At 70.2% G+C, this 24,376-nt stretch carries 28 protein-coding genes; 14 read left to right on the forward strand and 14 right to left on the reverse strand.

Features of this window, described 5'->3' with window-relative positions; all coding sequences use genetic code 11:
• Positions 1-39: 39 nt before the first annotated feature.
• The 3 genes from BJY16_RS27100 to BJY16_RS27110 all read right to left on the reverse strand — a co-directional run bounded on the left by BJY16_RS27100 (position 40) and on the right by BJY16_RS27110 (position 1,809).
• Positions 40-534: a ricin-type beta-trefoil lectin domain protein gene (locus BJY16_RS27100; RefSeq protein ID WP_185042381.1), complete on the reverse strand. Its 495-nt coding sequence runs from the start codon at positions 532-534 to the stop codon at positions 40-42.
• Between the two features lie 121 nt (positions 535-655).
• Entirely contained in the window at positions 656-1,327 is a 672-nt protein-coding gene (locus tag BJY16_RS27105; RefSeq protein ID WP_185042382.1) for a nucleoside/nucleotide kinase family protein, read from the reverse strand.
• A gap of 5 nt (positions 1,328-1,332) precedes the next feature.
• Positions 1,333-1,809, reverse strand: coding sequence for an SAM-dependent methyltransferase (locus BJY16_RS27110; RefSeq protein ID WP_185042383.1), 477 nt, complete (start codon positions 1,807-1,809; stop codon positions 1,333-1,335).
• 134 nt (positions 1,810-1,943) lie between these two features.
• On the opposite strand from BJY16_RS27110, the gene BJY16_RS27115 reads away from it, so the two are divergent.
• The 3 genes from BJY16_RS27115 to BJY16_RS27125 are packed head-to-tail and all read left to right on the forward strand — an operon-like array spanning position 1,944 to position 4,195.
• The gene (locus BJY16_RS27115) at positions 1,944-2,885 is read left to right on the forward strand and encodes an alpha/beta hydrolase (protein ID WP_203759124.1); all 942 of its coding nucleotides are present in this window, start codon (positions 1,944-1,946) and stop codon (positions 2,883-2,885) included.
• Between the two features lie 32 nt (positions 2,886-2,917).
• On the forward strand, positions 2,918-3,373 hold the full coding sequence (locus BJY16_RS27120) for a GbsR/MarR family transcriptional regulator (protein ID WP_185042385.1): 456 nt from the start codon (positions 2,918-2,920) through the stop codon (positions 3,371-3,373).
• Positions 3,374-3,382: 9 nt separating this feature from the next.
• Entirely contained in the window at positions 3,383-4,195 is an 813-nt protein-coding gene (locus BJY16_RS27125) for a class I SAM-dependent methyltransferase (RefSeq protein ID WP_185042386.1), read from the forward strand.
• Here BJY16_RS27125 and BJY16_RS27130 read toward each other — a convergent pair.
• Positions 4,183-4,833, reverse strand: coding sequence for a TetR/AcrR family transcriptional regulator (locus tag BJY16_RS27130; protein ID WP_185042387.1), 651 nt, complete (start codon positions 4,831-4,833; stop codon positions 4,183-4,185). The two genes, BJY16_RS27125 and BJY16_RS27130, sit on opposite strands and share 13 nt — an antisense overlap.
• Before the next feature lie 167 nt (positions 4,834-5,000).
• Here BJY16_RS27130 and BJY16_RS27135 point away from each other — a divergent pair, with 167 nt between their 5' ends.
• Positions 5,001-5,933, forward strand: a complete 933-nt coding sequence (locus tag BJY16_RS27135; RefSeq protein WP_185042388.1) for an NAD-dependent epimerase/dehydratase family protein — start codon at positions 5,001-5,003, stop codon at positions 5,931-5,933.
• A 145-nt stretch (positions 5,934-6,078) separates the two neighbouring features.
• Positions 6,079-6,732, forward strand: a complete 654-nt coding sequence (locus BJY16_RS27140; protein ID WP_185042389.1) for a response regulator transcription factor — start codon at positions 6,079-6,081, stop codon at positions 6,730-6,732.
• A 104-nt stretch (positions 6,733-6,836) separates the two neighbouring features.
• Here BJY16_RS27140 and BJY16_RS27145 read toward each other — a convergent pair whose 3' ends face one another.
• From BJY16_RS27145 to BJY16_RS27165, 5 genes are all read right to left on the reverse strand, one after another.
• Complete coding sequence (locus tag BJY16_RS27145) at positions 6,837-7,094, reverse strand: DMT family transporter (protein WP_185042390.1); 258 nt, start codon at positions 7,092-7,094, stop codon at positions 6,837-6,839.
• Between the two features lie 184 nt (positions 7,095-7,278).
• Positions 7,279-8,280, reverse strand: coding sequence for an MBL fold metallo-hydrolase (locus BJY16_RS27150; protein WP_185042391.1), 1,002 nt, complete (start codon positions 8,278-8,280; stop codon positions 7,279-7,281).
• Complete coding sequence (locus tag BJY16_RS27155) at positions 8,277-8,888, reverse strand: HXXEE domain-containing protein (RefSeq protein WP_185042392.1); 612 nt, start codon at positions 8,886-8,888, stop codon at positions 8,277-8,279. Before BJY16_RS27155 ends, BJY16_RS27150 begins: the two co-directional genes overlap by 4 nt.
• Positions 8,889-9,129: 241 nt before the next feature.
• Positions 9,130-9,789 (reverse strand): response regulator transcription factor, encoded by a 660-nt coding sequence (locus BJY16_RS27160; protein WP_185042393.1) that lies wholly within the window; start codon positions 9,787-9,789, stop codon positions 9,130-9,132.
• A 314-nt stretch (positions 9,790-10,103) separates the two neighbouring features.
• Positions 10,104-10,736, reverse strand: coding sequence for a hypothetical protein (locus BJY16_RS27165; protein ID WP_185042394.1), 633 nt, complete (start codon positions 10,734-10,736; stop codon positions 10,104-10,106).
• 130 nt (positions 10,737-10,866) lie between these two features.
• On the opposite strand from BJY16_RS27165, the gene BJY16_RS47510 reads away from it, so the two are divergent.
• Genes BJY16_RS47510 through BJY16_RS27175 form a run of 3 tightly spaced genes read left to right on the forward strand, consistent with a single transcriptional unit; the run spans position 10,867 to position 12,569 of the window.
• Positions 10,867-10,992, forward strand: a complete 126-nt coding sequence (locus tag BJY16_RS47510) for a hypothetical protein (protein WP_260418310.1) — start codon at positions 10,867-10,869, stop codon at positions 10,990-10,992.
• A 41-nt stretch (positions 10,993-11,033) separates the two neighbouring features.
• Positions 11,034-11,861, forward strand: coding sequence for an aminoglycoside phosphotransferase family protein (locus tag BJY16_RS27170; RefSeq protein ID WP_185042395.1), 828 nt, complete (start codon positions 11,034-11,036; stop codon positions 11,859-11,861).
• A gap of 24 nt (positions 11,862-11,885) precedes the next feature.
• Positions 11,886-12,569 (forward strand): hypothetical protein, encoded by a 684-nt coding sequence (locus BJY16_RS27175; RefSeq protein WP_185042396.1) that lies wholly within the window; start codon positions 11,886-11,888, stop codon positions 12,567-12,569.
• A gap of 7 nt (positions 12,570-12,576) precedes the next feature.
• On the opposite strand, the gene BJY16_RS27180 is transcribed toward BJY16_RS27175, so the two are convergent.
• Positions 12,577-13,344 (reverse strand): IclR family transcriptional regulator, encoded by a 768-nt coding sequence (locus tag BJY16_RS27180; RefSeq protein WP_185042397.1) that lies wholly within the window; start codon positions 13,342-13,344, stop codon positions 12,577-12,579.
• 89 nt (positions 13,345-13,433) lie between these two features.
• On the opposite strand from BJY16_RS27180, the gene BJY16_RS27185 reads away from it, so the two are divergent.
• The 4 genes from BJY16_RS27185 to BJY16_RS27200 all read left to right on the forward strand — a co-directional run bounded on the left by BJY16_RS27185 (position 13,434) and on the right by BJY16_RS27200 (position 17,588).
• Positions 13,434-14,138, forward strand: coding sequence for a CoA transferase subunit A (locus tag BJY16_RS27185; protein WP_185042398.1), 705 nt, complete (start codon positions 13,434-13,436; stop codon positions 14,136-14,138).
• The gene (locus tag BJY16_RS27190) at positions 14,125-14,760 is read left to right on the forward strand and encodes a CoA transferase subunit B (RefSeq protein WP_239177711.1); all 636 of its coding nucleotides are present in this window, start codon (positions 14,125-14,127) and stop codon (positions 14,758-14,760) included. Before BJY16_RS27185 ends, BJY16_RS27190 begins: the two co-directional genes overlap by 14 nt.
• Positions 14,757-15,914: an acetyl-CoA C-acyltransferase gene (locus BJY16_RS27195; protein ID WP_185042399.1), complete on the forward strand. Its 1,158-nt coding sequence runs from the start codon at positions 14,757-14,759 to the stop codon at positions 15,912-15,914. Before BJY16_RS27190 ends, BJY16_RS27195 begins: the two co-directional genes overlap by 4 nt.
• A 117-nt stretch (positions 15,915-16,031) precedes the next feature.
• Positions 16,032-17,588, forward strand: coding sequence for a S15 peptidase family protein (locus BJY16_RS27200; protein ID WP_185042400.1), 1,557 nt, complete (start codon positions 16,032-16,034; stop codon positions 17,586-17,588).
• A gap of 288 nt (positions 17,589-17,876) precedes the next feature.
• Here BJY16_RS27200 and BJY16_RS27205 read toward each other — a convergent pair whose 3' ends face one another.
• Positions 17,877-18,341, reverse strand: a complete 465-nt coding sequence (locus tag BJY16_RS27205; RefSeq protein ID WP_185042401.1) for a GNAT family N-acetyltransferase — start codon at positions 18,339-18,341, stop codon at positions 17,877-17,879.
• 175 nt (positions 18,342-18,516) lie between these two features.
• Entirely contained in the window at positions 18,517-19,134 is a 618-nt protein-coding gene (locus BJY16_RS27210) for a TetR/AcrR family transcriptional regulator (RefSeq protein WP_185042402.1), read from the reverse strand.
• A gap of 86 nt (positions 19,135-19,220) precedes the next feature.
• Here BJY16_RS27210 and BJY16_RS27215 point away from each other — a divergent pair, with 86 nt between their 5' ends.
• The gene (locus BJY16_RS27215; protein ID WP_185042403.1) at positions 19,221-20,219 is read left to right on the forward strand and encodes a quinone oxidoreductase family protein; all 999 of its coding nucleotides are present in this window, start codon (positions 19,221-19,223) and stop codon (positions 20,217-20,219) included.
• Positions 20,220-20,266: 47 nt separating this feature from the next.
• Positions 20,267-20,485 carry a tetratricopeptide repeat protein gene (locus BJY16_RS27220; protein ID WP_185042404.1) on the forward strand — a complete coding sequence of 73 codons (219 nt, stop codon included), beginning with the start codon at positions 20,267-20,269 and terminating at the stop codon, positions 20,483-20,485.
• Positions 20,486-20,506: 21 nt separating this feature from the next.
• Here BJY16_RS27220 and BJY16_RS27225 read toward each other — a convergent pair whose 3' ends face one another.
• Positions 20,507-20,830, reverse strand: a complete 324-nt coding sequence (locus tag BJY16_RS27225) for a cold shock domain-containing protein (protein WP_185042405.1) — start codon at positions 20,828-20,830, stop codon at positions 20,507-20,509.
• 186 nt (positions 20,831-21,016) lie between these two features.
• Positions 21,017-24,289: an FxSxx-COOH system tetratricopeptide repeat protein gene (gene fxsT / locus BJY16_RS27230; protein ID WP_185042406.1), complete on the reverse strand. Its 3,273-nt coding sequence runs from the start codon at positions 24,287-24,289 to the stop codon at positions 21,017-21,019.
• Positions 24,290-24,376: the final 87 nt, after the last annotated feature.

Below are 24,376 nucleotides of genomic sequence, written 5' to 3' on the forward strand. Positions count from 1 at the left end.
GGTTTCGCCCGCGCCGCTGCCGGCCGGACGTCGGCGCGGTCAGAGGTTCACCGGCCGGAAGTTCCACTGTTGCTGCTGGGAGCCGTTGCAGTCCCACAGTTGGACCTTCGTGCCGTTGGACCAGATGGCGTTGAAGTCCGCGTCCAGGCACTTGTTGTTGAAGCCGACGTGCAGGGCGCCGTTCACCGAGATCCACTGCTGTTGCTGGGAGCCGTTGCAGTCCCACAACTGGACCTTCGTACCGTTGTTCCAGATGTTGTTGAAATCGGCGTCCAGACACTTGCCGTTGTAGCCGACGTGGATGGTGTTGCCCTCCCGCCACCACAGTTGCTGCGGTGAGCCGTTGCAGTCCCACAATTGCACCTTGGTGCCGTTGGTCCAGATCGTGTTGACGTCAGCGTCCAGACACTTGTTGTTGAAGCCGACGTGCACCCGCTGGAACGGTGGTGTGGCACTCGCCGATTCCATCGGTAATAGTGGTACGCCCAGGGCGAGCAGCAGCGCCAGGACGCGGGCACAGAATTTTCCGGACATGGTCGATCTCCCGTTCTCGTGACATATTTCGCCAAGAACGCTAGGGACTCGACCGTGCCGCGGTGGTGGAACGTGAACGGCCGCGCCGAACGGCTCGACGTTCCTGGCCGTTCGGCCGCGATCAGGCCGTTCGGCTCTCCCCGACCGGCCGTTGAGGATCGTCGTTGTGCACGATGATGTCGGCGTGGTCGGCCGGGCGGGCGGTGGCGAAATAGAGCTGCTGGGAGGGGAGGTAACGCTCCCGCCAGCGTCGCTCGACGTCGGCCCGCAAGGTCCCGCTCTCCCGGATCACCGCACGGTCGATGGTCTTCTCGAGTGTGGTCGACACGAAGACGCGCAGATCCCATCGGTCGAGCAGCTCCGGGCGCATCAGGAAGACGCCGTCGAAGAGCAGCACGGCGTCCTCCGGGGCGGTCGTGACCGGCGGGGACAGCACGGTGTCGGTGGCGTGGTCATAGACCCCCTGCTGGATGCGCCGGTCGCCGCCCGGGCCGAGCGGATCCAGCAGGACCCGGTTGAGCGTATGGAAGTCGTGGGTGTCGAAGTAGCAGCCCTCGGCCGAGAACTCGCCGCGGGCGTAGCGCCGGGCCCGCGGGTACAGGAAGTCGTCGATCGTGGCGCGCAGGACGTGGTGGCCCCGGGCGCGCAGCAGGACGGCCAGCTCGTCGGCGAGCGTGGTCTTGCCGGCGGCCGGCGGCCCGTCGACGGCGACCCGGACCGGGTGCGCGACGGTCACCGACCCGACCGCCGCAGCCAGGCGGTCCAGCAGCTTCGCGCGGGAACCGGGCTCCATGTCGCTCAGTAATAACTGCGCATGATCTCCGTCGACCACTCGGGCTGACGGACGTCACCGCGCGGCCCGAACTCGGCCAGGTACGGCTTGATGTCCAGCACCGGCGTGCCGGCGACCGCGTCCAGCCCGCTGACGTGCAGGTCGAGCCCGTCCACCCGGTGCAGACGGCAGCGGGAGACGCCGATCCGGTTCGGCCGGTTCTTGCCGCGCTGCGCGAAGATGCCGACCAGCGGCCAATCGGTGTTGCCCCGCGGGTGGCGGGCGCCGGTCTCCACCTTCTCCACCGGCACCCGGTCGAAGTGGAACACCACCTCGAGGTGGGAGAACTGGTCCAGGCCATAGAGGGCGTCCTCGCCGAACTGCGCGGCGTCCAGCCGGATCACGGCACTGACGCCGTCCCACGCGTCGTCGACGACGTCGTCCCGGCCGCCGACCACGTGCGCCACCGGCCGTACCGTCACCAGGTTCTGGTCGATCTGCATGTGCCGATCTTGTCATGGGCGCGCGAGGGCGAGTCGCCGCCGTGAGGTGATGGAGAAGAACTGGGCTTGACGCAGCTAGTCATTTCAGTCAAGACTGAAACGACTAGCCCGAATCTTCCTGGAAGGTGGCGGTGATGATTCCGTGTCCTCAGCAGGTGATGTTCAACAGTCTCGGCACCTCGTGCGCTGGTGACCTGTACGTGCCGGAGGTGGACGCCCCGGTTCCCGGCTTGGTGCTGGGCCACAGCGGGGTGATGGTCAAGGAGGCGTTGGCCGTGTTCGCGCCGTACTTCGTCCGCGCCGGATTCGCCGTGCTGGCGATCGATTACCGCACCGTCGGCGCCAGCGACGGTGAGCCTCGGGGGCAGGACCATCCGCAGCGCCAGGTGGAGGACTTCCGCAGCGCGGTCTCCTATCTGCGGAGCCGGCCCGAGGTGGACCCGGCGCGGATCGGGTTGTGGGGCGTCAGCATCGGTGGTTCGGTCGCCGTGCAGGCCGCGGTGCTCGACCGCCGTGTCGGGTGCGTTGTGGTGCAGAGCCCCAGCGTGTGGAACGGGTGGCGGTACCTGGAACGGCTGGTCGGCCGGGCCGGCCTGCAGGCGCTGCGGGACCGATTGGACGACGACTGGCAGCGCCGCTACGAGGGTGGGCCCAGCGCCCGGGTCCCGCACCTGAGCCTGGACGGCGAGACCGTGCGGGACACGCCCGACCTGGCCGCGGAGATGTTCCCCAGCTATCGCAACGAGAAGACGCTGGACTCCACCGAACACCTGCTCACCTTCGCGCCGGAAGATCTCATCCACCGGCTGTCGCCCACCCCGCTGCTGATGGTCGCGAACGGCGGGTGGGACCCGTACCACATGCTCGAGGAGGCGCAGAGCGCGTTCGCCCGGGCCGGCGAGCCGAAGCGCATGGAGGTGCTGCCGTACGACGTCCTCGGCCTTTACACCGGTCCGGGCCTCGACGAGGCCATGGCGCTGGCAGTGGACTGGTTCGACCGCTATCTGCGCAGGGCGCGACTCGCCACTGTCACCCCGACGCCTACCCGCGAGACGGTGGCCGCCATGACACAGTGACGGCTCGGAAAGGTGAGTCGAGGAGGAGTGCGATGTCCGGCCAGGGCAACCAGGACGAGGTGCTGCGGTGGGTCGAGCGGGTGGCCACGTTCTGCGTGGAGGAGTGGGCGCTCCCGCCGATCACCGGGCGCATCCTCGGCCTGCTGATGATCTGCGACCCGCCGGAGATCTCGGCCGGTCAGATTGCCGGGACGATCCAGGCCAGCCGGGCGTCGCTGACCTCCAACATGCGCTTCCTGACCGCGATCGGACTGGTTCGCAAGGTCCGCGTGCCAGGCGATCGCACCACCTATTACCGCATCGAGGACGACGCCTGGCACAAGGTGATCCAGCGAAAGCTCGACAGCCTGGGCGCCTTCGGTGACATCGCCGATGAGGGTGTGAAGCTCGCCGGCGGCAGCGGACCGCACACCGAGCGCATCCGCGCCGCCCAGCAGTCGCTGACCTGGCTGCGCGACATCGCCACTCGCCATCCCCCGCAAACGTGAGGAACTCTCGTGCAACGCCTGCGACTGCGCCTGGACCCGCTCCGGGAAACCTTGCTGCTCACCCTCTATGCCAGGGCATTGGATGCCGGACTCGCCCACCCGATCCTCGGCGATGCCCACTCCGCCGGCATCGCCGACGCGATCGACTACGACTTCGCCAAGCTCGATCTCAAGCCCAGCCTGGTCTGCGGCACCGCCCTCCGCGCCAAGAAACTGGACGAAGCGGTCCGCCGGTTCGCCGACCGGCATCCGGACGCCGTCGTGCTCGACCTCGGCTGCGGGCTCGACACCCGGGTCCTGCGGTGCGACCCGCCTCCCGGCGTCGACTGGTACGACGTCGACTTCCCGGACGTCGTCGACCTGCGGCCGCGGTTCTTGCCGGACCGCTCCGTCCGCATCGGCGCCGACCTGACCGCTCCGGGCTGGCTCGGCCCGCTGCCCCGGGACCGGCCGGCCATGATCGTCGCCGAGGGCCTGCTGCCGTTCCTGCCCGGCGACACCTTCCAGCGGATGACCCGGGAGCTCACCGCCCACTTTCGTACCGGTGAACTCGCCATCAACGGCTACACCCGCTTCGCAGCCTGGTCGATGAGGTACCACCCGACGATCAAGGCCATCGGCATCACCGCCGCCCAGGGCTTCGACGACCCGCGGGAGCCGGAGACCTGGGACGCGGGCCTGCGGCTGGTCGAGGAGCAGTTGCTCGCCCGGGCGCCGGAAGTCGCCGACTTCCCCCAGCCGCTGCGGGCGGCCACCCGACTCATGAGCCACAGCACCACGCTGTCCCGGCAGGGCACCCGCGTCCTGCGCTACCGGTTCTGACCGGCTCCTTGGTCGTCGTGTTCCCGGATGGCGGTTTCCACCAGGGCGCGAGCGGCCCAGGTCATGGCTTCCTGTTCGGCTTGCGGGTCAAGTCCGCGGACGTCCCGCAGGGCGATCTGTGCCTCCCACCCGACCACCATGGTGAGCGCGGAGATCAGGCGCTGGTAGGACTGCTCGCCGAGTTTGTCGCGTAGTGGCTCGCAGGCCTCGTCAAGCCATGCGATGCGGCGTTGACTGCGGCGCGGCCCCGGCTCCGGTGCGCCGTTCGGCGCCGGGTCGACGGTGAGGCGGATCATGCGGCGTCCCAGTGGCAGCGATTGCGGCGAGTAGGCCAGCAGGGTCTGGATGAGCGCGACGACCCGGCCGGCCGGGTCGTCGGCGAGGGCGGGGTCGGACAGCGCTGCTTCGACCGGCGGCTCGTTGAGCGCACCGGCTGTCGCGTCGATGAGCAGCTCGTCCAGGGCCGGGAAATACATGTAGATGGTGCGCCGGGAGACGTCGGCGGCGGCCGCGATCTCGTCGATCGACGGTGGTGTCCCGGCGGCGCTCAGGCGGACCGCCGCGTCGACGATCGCCTTGCGGGTGCGGCGGCGCTGCGCCTCGCGACCGCCGCCGCGGACTGCTTTCTCGGTCGTCATCGGGGATGCCGTCCCTTCGCGGAGTCGATGGTCATCACCGCCTTGACGACGGTTCCGAGCCGAGTATACCGTCGTGCACTGGTTGCACGGCAGTGCAATGAATGCACAGTCAGGAAGTTTCCGCTGGCGTCCGCCATGCGAGTCGTGAGGAAGATGAGGAGCAGATCATGAGAGTGCTGGTAGCGGGAGCGACCGGAGCGATGGGCAAGCAGCTGGTGCCGCGCTTGACCGGCGCCGGGTACGCGGTGTTCGCCATGACACGTCACGGCTCGGCCGAACCGAGCCTGGTGGAACTGGGTGCCGTGCCGATCGTCGCCGACGCGCTCGATCGCCGGCAGGTCGAGGCGGCCGTGCGCGAGGCCAAGCCGGACGTGATCGTCCATCAGCTGACCGCCATCGGTCACATCGACACCCGGCACTTCGACCGCAGCTTCGCCGCCACCGACCGGCTGCGCATCGAGGGCACCGACAATCTGCTCGCGGCCGGCCGCGCCGCCGGGGTGCGCCGGTTCGTCGCGCAGAGCAACGGAGCCTTCACCTACGCCCGCACCGGTGGTCCGGTGAAGACCGAGCAGGATCCGCTGGACCCGGCGCCGGTCAAGCCGATGGCGGCGATGATCGCGGCGGTCCGGCATCTGGAGGACGCGGTGCTGGGCGCTGACTGGACCGAGGGGATCGTGCTGCGCTACGGCGCGTTCTACGGACCGGGCACCTCGATGGCGCCCGGTTCCGCCCAGCTCGACGCGATCGGCAAGGGTAAGTTCCCGATCGTCGGCGACGGCGGCGGCGTGTGGTCGTTCGTCCACGTCGCCGACGCGGCGGAGGCGACCGTGGCGGCGATCCAGAAGGGCAGCCGCGGCGTCTACAACATCGTCGACGACGAACCCGCCCCGGTCGCCGAGTGGCTGCCGGAGGTGGCTCGCAAGCTGGGCGCTCGCAAGCCGATGCGGGTGCCGCGGTGGGTCGGACGGCTGGCCGCCGGGGAGGCCGGCGTGGTGCTGATGACCGAGTTGCGCGGCGCCTCGAACGCCAAGGCCAAACGGGAGCTGGACTGGCGGCCGGCGCATCCGTCCTGGCGTCAGGGCCTTCGGGTGTCGTGATTCCGGCACCGATCCGGACGCTTTGACGCGGGGGTGCCGGCGGCGCGTTCGTCGCCTGCACCCCCGGAACCCTGGCGAGCTCGCGGCGGGGGCGATCCGTGCCCCGTCGAGGGCGCTCGCCGATCGGCCTACGACGGGGGAGACGGTGCGAATCCTGCTGGTGGAGGACGATGTGCGGATCTCCTCGGCGATGAGTGCGATGCTCCGGCGCGGTGGCTATGAGGTGGAGCCCGCCGCGACGGCCGCGGCGGCGCTCGAGGCGGCCCCCTGCGACCTGGTTCTGCTCGAGCTCGACCTGCCCGACGGCGACGGCATCGAGGTGTGCCGGACGCTGCGCCGGCGTTGTGCCGAGCTGGGCATCATCGCGGTGACGGCGCGCGATGGGGAGCGGGATCGGGTCATCGGTCTGCGGGCGGGTGCGGACGACTATGTGGTCAAACCGTTCTCCATGGCCGAGCTGCAGGCACGCATCGAAGCGCTGCTGCGGCGGGGCGCCCGGCGTCACCCGGCGATGCCCGGTGTCGTCGAGGTGGGCGGAGTCCGGATCGATCTGTCGGCGCGTACGGTCCGGGTCGACTCGGAGCCCGTCTCGCTGACCCGTAAGGAGTTCGACGTTCTCGCGTCGCTGTCGCGTCAGCCGGGTGTCGCGCTCAGCTACGAACGGATCATGCTCGACGTGTGGCAGACCACCTGGTCCAGCCGCCATACGTTGGAGGTGCACGTGGCAGCCCTGCGGACGAAACTGGGCCGGCCCGAGTTGATCCAGACCGTACGGGGTGTCGGCTACCGCTTGGGATAGGCCGTCCGGGGTGCCGGCTCGCTGGTCCGGACCGGGCGCGGTTCGGGGGCTGCGGGACGATCCGCGAGCTTGAGCCAGACCGCTCCGGCGATGATCAGCGCGAGTCATCCGGCCTTGGCCGGGGTCAGGGTGTCGTCCAAGGAGGCCGGGCCCAGAAGCGCCGCCCAGGCAGCGCCGATGCCGGCCCAGACGGCGTAGCCGACGCTCACCTCGATGCTGCGCAGGGCGAGGCTGAGGGCCCACAGCGTCAGCGGGAAGAACACCACCGCCGTGAGCGACCACGTCCAGGAGGTGAAACCGCGGCTGCCGCCGACGGACAGGGCGTAGCCGACCTCGAAGCCGCCGGCCAGCAGCAGGGTCATGCTGCCCTGCCTGGAGGCGACGCCCCGCGTGGTCCACCGTCGGGCCCTGCCCCGCCGCGGACCGGCCCGCCCCGGCTCCGGGCCGGAGCGGGGATCGCGCTGATACCGGCCATGGCCGAGGCGGATCGTGACTCGCGCTGCCGGGCCTACCGGCGGTGACGGGAGACCACGGGCCTGTGGGGCATCAGGCCGGTGCGCCGCCGTAGAGCCGGTAGGTGGCGAGAACGTTGAGCCGGTGCAGGTTCTGGCACAGCGCCCGTATCCCGGCCTCGGCCGTCCCGGGCGGAAGCCGGTACGCCGACAGCGCCGTGACCAAACCCGGGTCGAGCGACTGTGCCCACGGGTCGGTGCAGGTCCGGATGGTCCGGTCCAGCGTGAGTCCCTGCCGGACGGCGCTCGCCACCTCGTCGTCGAGCCGTTCGAGGTACGCGGTCAGCGCGTCGATGGCGGTGGCCGCGTCCCCCATCGGGCCGTGCCCGGGGACGATCGTCCGGACGTCGGGCAGCGCCTGTCGCATGGCCTGCAGCGTGCGCAGATAGGGTTGCGGTCCGCCCTGCAGCAGCATGTGCGCGATGCCCGCGTGGCACAGCAGGTTGCCGGTCCACGCCACCCCGGCGTCGGGCACGTGCACCACGGTGTCGCCGGGCCCGTTGCCCGGCCCGAAATGCCACAGCTCGACGACGCGCCCGCCCAGGTCGATCTCGGCGCGGCCGTCGAACACCACATCCGGTCGCCGCCAGGAGGTCACGGCGTCGAGTATCGCCTCGTCGCCGTACATGTTGGCGCCGCGCACGTCCTTCTCGAAGTCCAGGTCGGTCATCGCGTCCCGGTTGGCGCGCGAGGAGACCACCACGGTCCCGGGGCCGAACGCCGCATTGCCGAACGTGTGATCGCCGTGGTACGTCGTGTTGACCAGGTAGCGCAGCGGGGAGTCGGTCAGCTCGGCGACCCGATCCTGGATCAGGCGTGCCACCTCGGGGGTGATGCCGGCATCGACGACCAGCGCGGCGTCCCGGCCGGCGATCACGCCGTTGTTGTCCTTCGGCGGCGTCGTGGCCATCAGCGCGAACACTCCGCCGGCCAGTTCCCGCGGTCGCAGCCGGAGTCCTCGCGGTGACAGGTTCGGGCCGGCGTAGGCGTCCGGCCGTTCGGTGATTTCCCGGTCCGGGATGTGGTGGAGGTTCATCGGGCCGTCGCCGCCTCGGTGACCGGAGCGAGGGTGACGGTTGAGGACAGCCGGTCGGGCAGCGTGGCGGTCCACAGCCGGTAGACGAGGAGCGGACCTATGATCCAGTACCCGAGCGCGGTGTAGAAGCCCGGGAAGCTGAGGTCGCCGGCGATCAGGTCGTAGGCGATGTGGCCGATGGCGTTGCCCATGGCTCCCATCACGGCGAAGAACCAGGCGATCAGCAGCGGCACGCGCCAGCCGCGGTAGATGGCGAGGGCGCCGATGGCGAAGGCGGCGTAGGAGATCATGTTGATCCAGACGAACTTGTTCAAGGTCATCGCCTGTGCGCCGAACACCTCGGTCGGCCAGCGACGGTGGAATCCGTTGGTGAACTCCTCGGCGAAGTGCAGAAATTGCCACGCCATGCCGACGAGGTAGACCGGCAGCACCTTGGCCGGGTCCGGGCGGCGCCGGTTGGTGGTCATCAGGTGCGCCGCGTAGGCGATCACCATGGCCGGGATGAACGTCCACCACAACGCCGAGCCCGGCGAGAGCCAGGCGAACAGGGCGATCAGCGCGGCGGCGATGACGCCGGCCGCGATCGCGGTCTTTCGAGTATCGGACACGGTCGTGTCTCCTCAGGAAGGGCGGCTGGGTGTGGTGCGCGAACCGGCGATCCGTGACGACTCCTGCGGTGCGGAACGGCACGGGGGTTTCCCGGCCCGCCGGTCGAGGGCTCGGACCCCTGGCGACGATCATGGCAGTGCGCCCAGTCGTGACCGAGCCGGAGACGCTGGAATTGATCGAGTCTTGAGCACCGGTGTGCGGGGACTCCCGGTGCCGGCCGCCGGTTGTCCGGAATGCCGGTCACTCCGGCAGGAGGCGGTAGCCCACTCCCCGCACGGTCTCCACCCGCCCCGGCTTGTCCAGCTTCAGGCGCAGCGACGCCACATGCACCTGGAGGGTGTGCTTGCCCGACCAGACGCTTCGCCAGACGTCCAGCATGATGCGCTTGCTCGGGACCACCGCGCCCGGCTGGCGCGCCAGCGAGGCGAGGATGTCGAACTCCTTGCGGGTCAGCGGGGCCGGCTCACCGTCCACCGTGACCGTCCGGGCGGCGTAGTCGATGCGTACCGGTCCGCACTCGACCACCTCGCTGTCCGGCCGGGCCCGGTGGGTGGACCGGCGCAGCAGCGCCTCGATGCGCGCCTGCAGCTCCGCCATGGAGAACGGTTTCACCACGTAATCGTCGGCTCCGGCCCGCAGACCGGTCACGCGGTCACGTTCCTCGCCACGCGCGGTCACCACGATGATGGCGACGCCGGCGTCGCGGGCGCGTAGCTCGCGACACACCTGCAAGCCGTCCCCGTCGGGCAGCCGGAGATCGAGCAGCACGAGGTCGCACGATGCGGCGGCCAGCGCGGCCGCGGCGGTGGCGGCTTGTTCCACCTCGTATCCGTGACGCTGCAACATCACCGTCATCATCGTGCTGACCCGCCGGTCATCCTCGACGAGCAGTATCCGCATGGAGCCCGTTCCTTCTGCAACGCTCGGCCGTGAGCTGCCCCGGTCCGCGCTGGTCGCGCTGTCGCTGGACGGGGAGCGCGCGCACCACTCCGCTTCCCTCACGCGCACAAGACAGCGCAGATCCGTCGGGCATGACGCGGCGTGGCGTGGATCACCCGGTCGCGCTGACCCCCTCGGACGGGATGCCGCCTGCATCCGGATGGAGATCGTCGCCACCGGCATGACCCATCTCGATCACCACCCACCTGGTACGAAGGTGGCGGACCGGCCGGCGCTGCCGCTTCCGGCGAGCCGGCCCTCGTGCCGCCCGGGATTCAGTACACGCGCGGGCCCGATTCGGTGGCTCGGACCGGATCGGCGAACCCGGTCGGCTGATCGCCTTTGCCGACTACCTCGCAGCTGTACTGGCTCCGCACGTTCAGCGGGGCGAGCACCGCCGGCGGGATGTCGTTGCACAACGCGTAGTCGATGGTGTCCCGGAAGTTGCCGTAGAGGACCCGCGCCACGCCTTCCTTGGTGATCAGGCCCTGGTCCGGGGTCGCGTCGAAGGAGACATAGTCCTGCGACCACCCCGGCTTGTCGCCGAGCGTGACGTCCCAGGTGACCGCCAGGCCCCGGTAGGTCGCCCGGCAAGTGACCTTGGTGCCCGCCGTTCCGCTGATCCGCTCGGGACAGACCGCGGTGGTGTCCCCGGCCGCGGAGGCCATCTGCAGCGTCTTCTTGCGGAGCTCGTACTCCAGGTTCTCGCTGAGCGACGCGTTCGCCCCGGGCGAGGGGGAGGGCTCCAGCGCTGGCGTGCCCTGCGGCCGGTCGATCCGCTGCGGCAGCACGGCATGGCTGGGCGGGCTCTCCGCGACCGAGTCGTCGGAGCCGGATTCCGAGCCGTCCCCGCACCCCGCCAGCACCACACTGACCACGCCCAGGACCGCGAGCCTCTTACCACGCACAGCCGATTCACCCGTCCGATCTCGACATGTCGACCGCGGCGGTGCCACAGTCGACGGACCCAGAAATCGTGGATCATCGGCCGGACGTCGACCTCACGGTGGCGATGGAAATTGACGCAATCTTGCGGTCGTGCCACCGGCCCGGTCCCTGTTCCGCTGGCGTGACAGCGGAGCGGTCCGCTACGCGATCCAGCTCGGCCCCGACGACCCGGCCACACCGATCACCGGCTTCCGGAAAGCCCTCACCGGTCGCTGAAAGGCGTGGATCGCGCAGCTGCGCTGCGTTACGGTGCTGCGATGCAGGCGGACGAGGCCCACCGGGCACGACGAGCAGCCGTCTCCATCGCCGCCTCGCTGGGCCTGACCGCCCATCACGCCACCGTCCTGCACGACTCGAACAAGCTCACCCTCCGCCTGCAGCCCTGCGACGTGCTGGCCCGGGTAGCACCCGCGACGCATCAGGGCGCCCTGCTCGAAGTGCGAATCGCTCGGCGACTCGCCGAGGCGGGATGCCCGGTGGCAACGCTGATCGCCCCCGAGGTTTTCGTCCGGGACGACTACGAGGTCACGCTCTGGACCTACTACGAGCCGGTGACCACTCCAGCGATCCGAGCCTCGGACTACGCCCGGGCGCTCGAACACCTGCACGCCGGAATGCGCGGGGTCGACCTGCCCACCCCGCATTTCACCGACCGGGTAGCCGAGGCCCAGGCACTCGTCGCCGACCGCGACCGCACGCCGCGACTGGCCGACGCGGACCGGGTCTTTCTTGCCGGCACGCTGGACCGCCTGCGCCGGGCGGTCGCCGGCAGCGGCCGGCCCGAGCAGCTGCTGCACGGTGAACCGCACCCGGGCAACCTGCTCCGCACCGCGACCGGGCCGCTCTTCATCGACTTCGAGACGTGCTGCCGGGGTCCGATCGAGTTCGATCTGGCCCACGCACCCGACGAGGTCGGGGACCACTACCCGGGTGTCGACCACCACCTGCTCCGGGACTGCCGGACCCTGATGCTGGCGATGATCACCACGTGGCGCTGGGATCGCGACGATCTTTTCCCGGACGGTCACCGGCTCGGCGTCGAGTGGCTGAGCGAGCTCCGTGATGGCGGGCCGCCCCTACCCTGAGGCCACTCCACGGGGGAGGGTCTCATGCAGTTGACCGAGGTCAGCATGTTCGGCGTCCGATCTTCCGTCATCACGTTCGCGCGTCGGGCACAACCGTTGCGATTCGTGCTCGTCCCGACTGTTCATATCGGGCGGCCGGACTACTACCGGCAGATCGCCCGGAGGCTGGTGCAGTGCCGGCTGATCGTCGCCGAGACCTACGACGGCCCGAGCTCGACCGGGCTCGCCTACGTCACCGCCATGCGGCTGACGCTGCAACCGCAGGCCCGCGACCTGGTCCACCAGGACATCGACTATCGGTCGCTGGGTGTCCCGACGGTCTGGCCGGACGGCCACCCGAGTCCGGGACGGCGTGACCGCCTGCCGGTGTCGGGCTGGGCCGACCTGGCGTTCCTGGTTCCCTACCTGACCGTGACCATGGCGGTCGGCGGCCGGAACTGGCTGCTGCGCCGCAATTTCGAGGTCAGCGACGACAGTGATCTCCGGTTGGCCCGGATCGGCTGGCTCAACCGGATGTTCCTCGACGACCGGGACAAGCTGCTGGTCGCCGAGCTGGAGCGGATCCACGCCGAGCACCGCGACGAGCCGGGCGAGGTGGCGGTGGTCTACGGCGCCGCGCACATGCCGGCCGTGGTCCAGGCGCTCGCCGGGCGGCTCGGCTACCGCCCGCTGCGCGGCGGCGACTGGCTCACCGCGATCGACTTCTGAAGCCGGCTCAGCCGCGCCGGGCGATCCGCTGGGTCAGCGTGTGCGCGGCCTCCAGCAGCAGCGCCCCCAGCTGCCCGGTGCGCTCCCCGTTGAAGCGGGACTCCACCCCGGTCAGGCTCAGCGCCCAGGCCGGCGACCCGGTCCGGTCGAACACGACAGCGCCGACCCCCCAACTGCCCGGCACGATCAGACCCGGGTTCACCGCGTACCCCCGCCGCCGCGTGGCCGCCACCCGCCGCGACAACGGCCCGACCTCGTGCTGCGCCCCGTAGACCGCCGCCAGCTCCTGACCCCGCGACCGTACATAAGCCTCGGCATCCTCGAGCGGCAGCAACGCCAGGATCGCCAGGCCCGCCGAGGCCACCCCGAGCGGGAACCGGATCCCTTCGTGCAGCACGTGCGACCGCAGCGGGAAGCTGCCCTCCTCGCCGGCCAGGCACACCGTCTCGTCGCCGCGCCGGGCCGAGAAGAACGCACTCTCCCCGGTGGTCACCGCCAGCGACCGCAGGATCTCCCGGGCCGTCGACGTCACGTCGTAGCGTTCCGCCGCCACCGACCCGAGCAGGAACAGTTCCGGCCCGAGATACCACCGGCCCCGCCGCGCGTCCCGGTCGACGAAACCCTCCTCGGCGAGCGCGGCGAGGACGCGCTGCGCGGTGGACCGGGGCAGCCCGGTGGCCGCCGCCACTTCCACCGTCGTCACCCCGTCGGCCGCTCCCGACCCGACCCGGCGGAGCACCGCTGCCATCCGCGCGACCAACTGTGACCCCTGCATGCTCACATTATGGGCACGTGACGCCGGTCACGGCCGCCAGGTGATCAATCCGGGGGTCAGAAACGTCGATGTGCCTACCGTCCCGCGCCATGAGCAAACTCGTCGACAGCGCGGCGCGAGCCGTCGCCGCCGTCGCCCGGGACGGCATGACCGTGGCCGTCGGAGGCTTCGGCCTCTCCGGCATCCCCACCACGCTGATCACCGCCCTGCGCGACACCGGTGTCAAGAACCTCACCATCGTCAGCAACAACATGGGCGTCGACGGCAAGGGCCTCGGCCTGCTGCTGGAGAACCAGCAGGTCAGCAAGGTCCTCGCCTCCTATGTCGGCGAGAACAAACTCTTCGCCCAGCAGTATCTGGAGGGTGAGCTCGACGTCGAGTTCGTCCCGCAGGGCACCCTGGCCGAGCGCCTGCGCGCCGGCGGCGCCGGCATCCCGGCCTTCTACACCCCGACGGGTGCGGGCACGCCGATCGCCGACGGCAAACCCGAGATGACCTTCAACGGCTTGCGTACGATCTTGGAGCGCGGCATCGTCGCCGACCTGGCTCTGGTCCGCGCCCACCGTGCCGACCTCGAGGGCAACCTGCGTTACCGGCTGACCGCCCGCAACTTCAACCCGCTCGTGGCGACGGCGGGCCGGATCACCATCGCCGAGGCCGAGGTGATCGAGGACGGCTTCATCGCGCCGGACGACATCCACACGCCCGGCATCTTCGTGAACCAGCTGGTCCGGTGCGAGACCCCGGAGAAGGACATCGAGCAGAGGACGGTGCGGCCCCGTGTGGACGCGTGACGACATGGCGGCGATCGCCGCCTCCGAGCTGACCGACGGCCAGTACGTCAACCTCGGCATCGGCATCCCCACCCTGGTGGCCAACCACCTTCCCGAGGGCGTGCGGGTGACCCTGCAGAGCGAGAACGGCATCCTCGGGATGGGCCCGTTCCCGTACGAGGGCGACGAGGACGCCGACCTGATCAACGCGGGCAAGCAGACCGTCACCCTGCTGCCGGGCGCGTCGGTGTTCGACTCGGCCACCTCGTTCGGCATGATCCGCGGCGGCCACGTGCAGACCGCGATCCTCGGCGCGCTGCAGGTCGCGGCGAACGGGGACCTGGCCAACTGGACCATCCCCGGCAAGCTGGTCAAGGGCATGGGCGGCGCGATGGACCTGGTGGCCGGCACGCCGCGGGTCATCGTGGTGACCGAGCACGTCGCCAAGGACGGCTCCCCGAAGATCGTCGACCGGTGCACGCTGCCGCTGACCGGCGCCGGCGTCGTCGATCGGATCATCTCGGACCGGGCGGTCTTCGACGTCACCGAGGACGGCCTGGTGCTGCGCCGGCTCGCCGATGACCAGACCGTCGAGGGGCTGCTCGAACTGACCGGCGCCGGCTTCACGGTGGACCTGGCATGAGCGCGGTCATCGCCGGCTACGCCCGGACCCCGTTCCTGCGCTACACCGGCGCGTTCGCCAAGATCTCCGCGGTCGAGCTGGGCGCGCACGCGACCAAGGCCGCTCTGGCCCGCGCCGGGGTGCCGGCCGACGCGGTGCAGCGGGTCTTCGCCGGTCAGGTGCTGCAGGGCCTGGCCGGGCAGAACCCGGCCCGGCAGGCCGCGGTCGCCGCGGGCATCCCGCTGTCCGCGCCGGCCACCACGATCAACGCGGTCTGCCTGTCCGGCCTGGAAGCCGTCGTGGCCGCCGTCGACCTGATCGAATCCGGTCGCGCGGAGATCGTGGTGGCGATCGGCATGGAGTCCATGTCGCTCGCCCCGCACGCCAGCCGGGCCCGGGCCGGGGCCCGCTACGGCGCGATCGAGCTGCTCGACACGCTGGAGCACGACGGGCTGACCGACGCGTTCGAGCAGCGCTCGATGGGCGCGTCCACCGAGGCCGGCAACACCGATCTGAAACTGGACCGGGCCGGCCAGGACGCCTGGGCCGCCGCGTCCCACCAGCGGGCGGCGGCGTCCCGGGAGTTCCTGGCCGGCGAGATCGAGCCCTTCTCCGTACGCAACCAGGTCCTTGATTCCGATGACGGGGTCCGGGCGGACACGACGGTGGAGACGCTCGCCAAGCTGCGGCCGGCGTTCGCCTCGGACGGCACGATCACCGCGGGGAACGCCTCGCAGCTCACCGACGGCGCGGCCGCGCTGGTGCTGATGAGCGAGGCCGCGGCGGCCGCGCACGGCGTCACGCCGCTGGCCCGGGTGCTGGCGTCGGCGCTGGTCGCGGGGCCGGACGTGCGCCTGCACCAGCAGCCGTCGAACGCGATCCGGGCCGCCCTGTCCCGGATCGGCGCCGAGCCGTCGGCGCTGGGCCGGATCGAGGTGAATGAGGCGTTCGCCGCGGTGGCGGTCGCGTCGGCCGAGGCGCTCGGCGTCGATCCGGGCATCGTGAACGTGCACGGTGGGGCGATCGCTCTCGGTCATCCGATCGGCGCGTCGGGGGCGCGGATCGTCGGCACCCTGGCCCGGCAGCTGCACGAGCCGGGCGCCGGTCGGCTCGGCGCGGCCGGAATCTGCGGGGGCGGCGGGCAGGGCTCCGCGGTCATCATCGAAGCGATCTGAGGCAGCCGGCCGCGTAGTTGTTCACCATTTGCGTACTTTTAACGCATTTGTAGCCAGCACGAAATGACGGCATTCAACCTACTACCCTCCGGTAACTTGAGGGAACGGGGTTCGTCTATGCGCCGTCTCGCGGCCGTCCTGTCGTTGTTGCTGATCTCACTCGTGGTGGGCGCCGCCCCGGTCTCGGCGGCGGCGCCCACCACCGGCTTCCACTGGAACGACATCACCGCCGCTGACGGCGTGACGCTGAAGTCCAACGTGATCGAACCGACCACCCCGGGTGCCTACCCCGGGGTGGTGCTGGTGGCGAGCTGGGCGCTCAACGACTTCCAATACCTGGCCCAGGCGAAACAGCTGGCCGAGGCGGGCTACGTGGTGCTGTCCTACACGGCCCGCGGCTTCTGGCTCTCCGGCGGCACCATCGAGGTGGCCGGGCCGAAGGACGTCGCGGACGCGTCGAGCGCGGTCGACTGGATGATCGAGCACACCGGCGTCGACCCGCAGCGGATCGGCATCGTCGGGATGTCCTACGGCGGCGGGATCAGCCTGCTCGCCGCCGCGCACGACCCCCGGCTGCGTGCGGTCGGCTCGCTCAGCGGCTGGGCCGACCTGGGCGCCTCGATGACCGGCGGCGACACCCGCCGGCCGCAGGCCGCCTGGTTCCTGCAGACCGCGGCCCGGCTGGTCGGCCGCCCGTCGCCGCAGATGAACCAGATCCTCGACGACTACTGGGCCAACCGGGACGCCGAGGGCCGCGAGCGGTGGGCCCGCGAACGGTCGGCGCGCTACGCGGTCGACGCGCTCAACCGCAGCCACCCGGCGGTGCTGATCGCGCACAGCTTCGGCGACAGCATCTTCCCGGCCAACCAGATGCTCGACCTCTACACCGCGCTGGACACCCCGAAACGCCTCGAACTGGCCCCCGGTGACCACGCCACGGTGGAGATCTCCGGCCTGGCCGGCATCCCGAACCACGTCTGGACCAGTGTCCGCCGCTGGCTCGACCAGTACCTGGCCGGCGTCGACACCGGCATCGGCGACGAGCCCGGCGTGGTGCTGCGCCCGCACGGCTCCTCGGCCGTCGAGCACTTCCCGGACTGGCCGCACGTCACCGGCCACCGCGACCGCCTCCAGCTCGGCGCCCCGCACGGCCTGATCGCCACCGGCGACCTCAGCCCGCATTCGCAGCCCGCGTGGACCCGGCAGATCCAGGCCGGCACCGACACCATCGCCGGTGGCGGCGTGGCTCTGCTGAGCAACGGCCTCGAAGGCCTCACCGGCATCCCGCCGATCGTGGCCCTGCCCGCGGTCTCCCGCCGCAACGCCGGCGTCTGGCTGTCCGGCGCCGCCCCGGCCGCCGGCTGGAAGGTCCGCGGAGTGCCCCAGCTGCACGCGCCCCTGACCTCGTCGCGTCCCCTGGGCACGGTCATCGCTTATCTGTACGACGTGAACGCGCTGGGCATCGGCAAACTCTTCTCGCACGCCCCGGTCACCTGGTCCGGCACCCGGACGACGGTGGACCTGCCCCTGCAGGTCACCGCCTACGACGTCCCGCCCGGCCACCGCGTGGCCTTGGTGGTCGACACGAAGGACCCGCTCTACCTGGACGCCAACGCGAAGAACTCCACCATCACCTTCACCAGCGGCTCCTGGCTGGACCTGCCGCTCGCCTGAGCCTCCACTCGCCGGCCGTCACGGAGCAGGCCGCCGTTCCACCACGGCGCCCTGCTCCGCCCGCAGGCCTTCAGATCGGCCACCACCCAGTCGGATGCGGCCGAGCACCTGATCGCCGTAGGCGCCGAACTCAACAGCCGGCCGCACCACACCCTCGACTGTGAAAACGTTGCCCAGCGGTTCGCTCGGTCGCCCGCCGAAGTCGCATCATCATGTCGACTGAAGTAGCCGAATGGAGTACGCAGCGGCAAAGGAAGCCAGCACCTTTCGGTACGCCTGCATTCGGCGCTACGACACGGTGGGGCGAGAGCGCAACGTTTTTCGCAGAATGTAGTTGAATCCGAATTCGGTTTCGCTGGTGCGCACATCGAGGTAACCCAGTCGTTGATAGAAACCGTGCGCGGTTATGCTGGCGCCGGTCTCCATGTACTCGTATCCCTCGTTCGCGGCCAGCGTCTCGATGTGCCCCATGAGGCGTCGTCCCACGCCGCGGCTGATCCCTTGAGGCTGGACGAACATGGTGAATACCTTGTTGCCGTCCCGGGAGACGGTGCCCACTACGGTCCCGTCGTCCACGGCGACGAACATTTGCCTCGCCTCGGCGAGCTGCATTATCCGCTCAGGGGAGAAATATTCACACATGCGTCCAATAATCTCCTCCGGATAATCACGACTATTAATTTCGCGCAGGCACCGCCGAATAATTTCACTGACGGCAGTGCTGTCTTCGGATCGCAGTAGCCGGATCTCCATCAACGCATTATGCCGAGCCGGTGGATGTGCCGGAAGTGGCTTGACGCGCAGCGTAGGTCACGCGCAGATGATCTGGTCGATCAGTGCCTTCTCGGCGTTGTCCGGATCGCCACGGAAGTCGGGGGTGAACGCGACGGTGACCTGGCGCCGGGCGGCCTTCGTGGAGGAGGGCATGTCAGAACCGCCCAGTCCGCATGTCCTCGTCGGGCATGAGTGCGGTCACCACGTCGCGCAGGGTGTGGTCGAGGCGGCTGCCGTCGCCGCGTTCCAAGGCGTTCAGGATCGGCTCGCTGTGCAGGGTGGCGAGCAGGACGTGGGCGAGCATGTCGGTGTCCAGGTCCGGCCGCTGCTGCTGGACGAGGTCGCTGAGGTGGCCGTGCCAGCGCCGGTAGACCGGGTGCGCCTCCCGTGGTTGCCGGTCCGGTGCGGCGGTGACCGGCGCCTCGGGGCCGAGGGCGGCGAGCAGGCCCTTGTTGCGGGCGACCAGGTCGACCGCGGCGGTGAGGAAGGCCAGCAACCGTTCGCGCGGCGGGGCGCCCACGCCCAGTGGCGGCGGGCCGGTGCTGATCGCGACCTCCAGGTCCTGCGCGCGTTCCTGGATGAGCGCGCGCATCAGCCCGTGCCGGCTGCCGAAGCGGTGGAAGACGGTGCCTTTGCCGACGCCGGCCGCCGCCGCCACCTGTTCCATGGAGATCTGCTGCGGGTGGTGCCGGGCCAGCAGCTCCTCGGTGGCGCGCAGGATGGCCGCACGGTTGCGGGCCGCGTCGGCGCGGAGTCGTTCGGGCTCGGTCATCGCACGCACCTCGACAAGTGGACCGTCGGTCCAGTAGCGTCCTGAACCGAAGTTGACTGCCGGTCCAGTTTAGGGGAGGGGTGGCCGTGCGACGCGTCCGGTACTACCAGTACGGCGGGCCGGAAGTGCTGACCGTCGAGGATGTCGACCCGCCGGCCCCGCAAGCCGGGCAGGTTCTGCTGCGGGTCGAGGCGGTCGGCGTCAACTTCGTCGACACCCGGTTCCGTCGCGGGCCGGGCAGCGGCAGCATCTTCGAGCGTCCGCTGCCCGGCCGCCCGACCGGTGACGTCGTCGGCACGATCACCCGGGTGGGTCCCGGGGGCGACGCGCGGCTGATCGGCCGGCGGGTCGCCGCGCTGGCCGAGGACGCGTACGCGGACTATGCCGTCGCCGAAGCCCAGTGGCTGGCCCCGGTCCCGGAGAACCTCGGCGCCGGGGACGCCAGCATGCTCGCGATGAGCGCCCCGGTGGCCCTGCGGGTCCTCCGGTCCGCGCCGCTCAGGCCCGGCGACACCGTGCTGATCCATGCCGCTGCCGGCGGGGTCGGTCACCTGGCCGTCCAGCTCGCCAAACTGCTCGGCGCGGGCACCGTCATCGGCACCGCCCGATCAGCGCGCCGGCTCGACTTCGTCCGCTCCGTCGGTGCCGACGTGGCCATCGACTACAGCGAACCGGACTGGCCCGACCGGGTCCGTGCCGCCGCCCCGGGCGGTGTCGACGTCGTCCTCGACGCGGTCGGCGGCCCTGTCCTGCAGGCCAGTCTGGACCTTCTCGCGCCGTTCGGCCGGGCCGTCGTCTACGGCGCCGCGACCGGGAAGCTGGAACACGTCCCGGTCGTCTCGCTCTTCGCGCTGCGCTCGGTCACCGGCTTCAACCTGACCGCCTGGCGCCGGGCGAACCCGGACGAGGCACGCCGCGAGATGGACGAGCTCACCGACCTGTTCGCGGCGGGCCGGTTGCGCGCCACCGTCCACGCCGGCCTGCCACTGACCGAGGCCGCGACCGCCCACCAACTCATCGAGAGCCGCTCCCACACCGGCCGCGTCCTGCTGCTCCCCGGGGGCCTCGGCCCAGGAGCCGCCTGACTCTCCGGACAGGCCGGCATCGTTGCCGCTCGGCGCCGCGAGCGGCCGTGGCGCGCGCGGTCGGCGTCGATCATCCTGCTGTTCTGGCCGCCAGCATCAACCTGGCGCTCGACCTGCGCGCGCTCGGACGGGGGCAGGAGGCCGACCGGCTACAAAGCGACACCCTGTCCCGAATGCGCCGGATCCTCGGGGAGACGCATCCGGCCACGCTCAACGCCCTCCGTTCTCTGCGGGCCGAAGGTGATGTCGATCTGCTGCTGCTCTGAACCTTGTCACATGAAGGTGGCTCAGGACCGACGGTCGGGGTCCGGCTCGTCGAAGGTCAGCGTGAGGGTGCTGTGGTAGGCGCCGCCGGTTCCGCCCGCGGTGTCGGCGTAGCGGTCGACCGGCTGCTCGCCGTGCGGCCAGAAGCGGACGGCTCGGTACGGCCAGCCGTCCTGGCCGGGCTCCTCCCATTCGAGCAGCACGGCCTGGCCGGCGGTGAAAGCGGCGTAACCGGCGACCGCGGCGTGCGAGAAATGCGCCCAGCACCCGCCCGGCGTCTGCGGGGAATCGAGGACACCCCAGCCCTCATCCTCGTTCCATTCACGAACAGTCCCGATGACGGCCATGCCGCATCCTAACCATTCCGCCAAAACAAAATCATCTTCAGTACGCCGCCGGCCATGCCCAGCGGTGGGGTGAGCAGGGGGATACATTCCGTTGTGGATCGTCGCCTCGTGGCGAGGTGACTTCGTCATGTCTCACTGGCATGGTCATCGCCGTGTGGCTGGCGGTCCCGCTCGCCTGACGGCCGCCTACAGGGGCATCGGGTCGAGATCGCAGTCGGCGCGCAAACTTTGCAGAGCGTTCAACGTTGCCGGATGGCGGTCGCCCAGGACCGTCCGGAGACGCTGCAGCGTGTCAGCGAGGATCCGGTCACCCTCCTGGATCCGGTCCAGCAGGCGTAAGTCCAGCGCGAGGTTGACTCCGACCGCCAGGGTGGCCGGATGCTCAACGCCAAGCACACGCTCCGACCTGGCCAGCGTGTCGGTGTCGAGTTCGAACGCCTCCTGCCCGAGACCCAGGGAGAACCGGTCACTGGCCAGATTGGTGGCGCAGCAGAGGGTGGTCGGATGGTCCGGGCCGAGCTTGTCCCGCAGCAACTCGATCACCTGGGAGTCAGCCCGGTTCGCCGCTTCGACATCGCCTCGCAACCGCTTGACCACGGCCAAGTTGACCTCGGCGGCCAGGGTGTGCGGGTGATCGGGCCCCAGGATGGCTCGGTAGCGGTCCAGGGTCGCCTGGCCCAGCTTGAACGACTCGTCCAGCCGGCCGGCGTGCCGCAGGTCGACGGCCAGGGTCAGGGTGGCTGCCATGGTGTCGGGGTGACTCTCGCCGTACTGTGTGCGGAAGCGCTCCGCCGTCTCGGTGGCCAGTCGCAGCGCGCCGTCGTGATCGCCGGCCTTGCGCCGCGCCACGGCGAGGTTGCGGCTGGCCCGCATCGCCGGCGGATGGCGCGGACCGTATGCCGCGAGGGTCCGTTCGAGCACCTCCTCCTGCTGCGCCCGGGCCTGGAGGAAGTCGCCCGCCTCCCGGATGTCGGTCGCGTAGTGGCTCAGCGTCAGCAGGGTGTCCGGGTCGTCGCCGCCGAGCACCTCGCTCTGCTGCTGATAGGTCGCCCGGTCGAGGTCGGCGGCCGCGGCGAACTCGCCGGTCAGCCGGAGACTCGACCCGAGGTGGGCGGCGGCGCGCAGCGTCACCGGATCCTGCTCTCCCAGGGTGCGACGACAGATCTCCAGCACCCGTTCGTTGACGCCTTTGGCGCTGGCGAACTCGCCACGGGTGCGGTGCGAGACCGCCATCAGCAACATCGCGTCGAGGGTGCCCTCGTCCTCGTCTCCCCAGGCTGCCGAACACAGCCGGAGGGCACCCTCGACCAGGGTGCCGGCCTGCTCGTAGCGACCGAGCGCGAAGCAGACCAGGCCCAGGAATTTCATCATCCGCAACGTCTGCGGGTCGCTCTCGCCGAGCGAGTCTCGCCAGATCAGGTACGCCTGCTCGGCGAACTCGTGGCAGCCTCGGTGGTCACCCCAGTGGTACAGGAACTCGGTCGTCTCGTGCACGAGCAGCTGGACGTTGGGATCCTGGGACTCGACCGCGCCTGCCGTGGTCACATGCGGCACGAGGGCCTGGTAGCGGTCCCACCGGCTACGGCGGGCCGGAGTGTGCGGGTTCGCACCGGCGAGCAGCGTCTGCGCGCCGGCCCGCATCAGGGCACGCTGCTTCTCGTCCATCCGGCTGATCAGCACGGCCTGCACCAGACGATGGATCTGCAGCGTGTTGTTCCGGTGGTTCAGCTTGGCGAGCGCGTACCGCTGGATGTCGCGCAGCGCCCGGCTCAACTTGAACGAATCCCGGAGTGTGTCGTCGAGAGGATCGGCGATCGGGGAGGCCGGTGGCCCGGCGAAGAACTCCCGGGGGATCGGCTCGGCGGACAGGAACGAGCAGACCTGGAGTAACTGGAACGCCGCCGGATTCACCCGCTCCAGTGCGTCGAGCGAGACATTCCACGCGGCCGCGACCGAGACCGGGTAATCCGGTGAGGCGGCGTCCTCGAGCAGCTCGATCCGTTTGTCGTCGAGCAGCCGCAGGTACTCCTCGACCGGCATCCCGGTGGCGGCCTGCCAGGCAGCGGCCTGCTCCACCGCGAGCGGCAGGTCGCCCAGGGCGTAGGCAAGCCGGTCGGCGTCCTGCTCAGTGAGCCCCGGCACCCGGTTGACCAGGAACTGGATGCTCTCCTGGCGGGTGAACACGTCGACCTCCAGGGCGCGGGCGTGCCAGGCCCACTCCGGGTTCCGGGAGGTGACCAAGATCTTGCCGGCGCCGCCGGTGGGGAAGAACTGGCGGACGTTCTGCAGGGACTCCGCGTTGTCGAAGACCAGCAGCCAGGCGGCATGCCCGGTCTGGCCGGTGCTCAACGCTTCCCGGACCGCGGGCACGGCGCTGCTGGCTTCCGGACTGACGTCGAGGCGCAGGCGCTGCGCCAGCCCGGTCAGCGAGGAGAGCAATTGGCTGTGTTGTTCGGCGGGGATCCACCAGATCAGGTCGTATTCGCTGCTGTGCCGGTGCACGTACTCGATGGCGACCTGGGTCTTTCCCACCCCACCCATGCCATGGACCGCCTGAGGCAGGACGGCGGCCTCGCGCACACTCATCAGCTGGCGGTGCAGGAGGTCCAGAAGATCTTCGCGGCCGGTGAAGTTCGGGTTCCGCGGCGGCACGTCACCCCACACCTGCGGTAGCCGCCGCAGCGGCTCGGAGAGACCGACCGGAGGCATCACGTCAGCGATGTCGCCGTCCGCCGAGGAATCCGGGGACGAGGCGCTGATGGGGTCGGGTGCTTCCCGCAGATCTGGGTTCACGGTTTCCGCCACTTCGTCATCCTCACGAGTCCGCTCATCCGTCGGCCGCTGTCCGGCAGGTAGTCCGAGCAGGTCGCTCGTCTCGTCGGACCAGACGCGAAGTTCTTCGGCCCGTACTCCCTGCACGAGGGCTGTCACGTGATCGATGAGCAGCAACGCCGGCGGGCGCGCATCCTCCTTTCCGGTGAGCAGTGTCAGATGATCGAACGCGGCGACCAGTCCGAGATCAGGCAGATCGATGGCGGGATGCGACTGTATGAACCCGGGCCGCCAGGAGTCAGCGTCGATCTCGAGCGTCGCCGAGGCGAGCGCGTCGCGGGCGCGCGCCAGCCGGCTCGTGGGCAGGAGTTGTGCCAGGCTGGCTGACTCGATCAAGCGGTTCACTCGCTTGGTGCCCGGCGCCTCCGGCGCCATCGTGAGCAAGGCGGCACGCAATGCCCACAGACGCTCCGGGCGCTCCATGCAGGTCAGTAAGATCGTTACGACGTGTAGCCGTGGGTCCTGGTTTTCCGCTATGTCGGGGAGATCGCGGGTGCCGCGCCGGACGAGTTGCAACAGAAGCCGCCGATCGGCCAGCGAGCCCATGAACGGTATCTCGACCAGTGCCGCGATCAGGCTGGCGCGGAACTCCGCGAAGGGATCGAGGGGGCCGGTGTTCCGGACCATTGATCCTCCCCGCGAGATCGGGCGAGGGGGATGCACCGCACCCCGCTCATCGCCGCACAGTCTACTCACCACCGGGTGGTCTTTACG

This window comes from Actinoplanes octamycinicus, from assembly GCF_014205225.1.
Taxonomy (GTDB): Bacteria; Actinomycetota; Actinomycetes; order Mycobacteriales; family Micromonosporaceae; genus Actinoplanes; species Actinoplanes octamycinicus.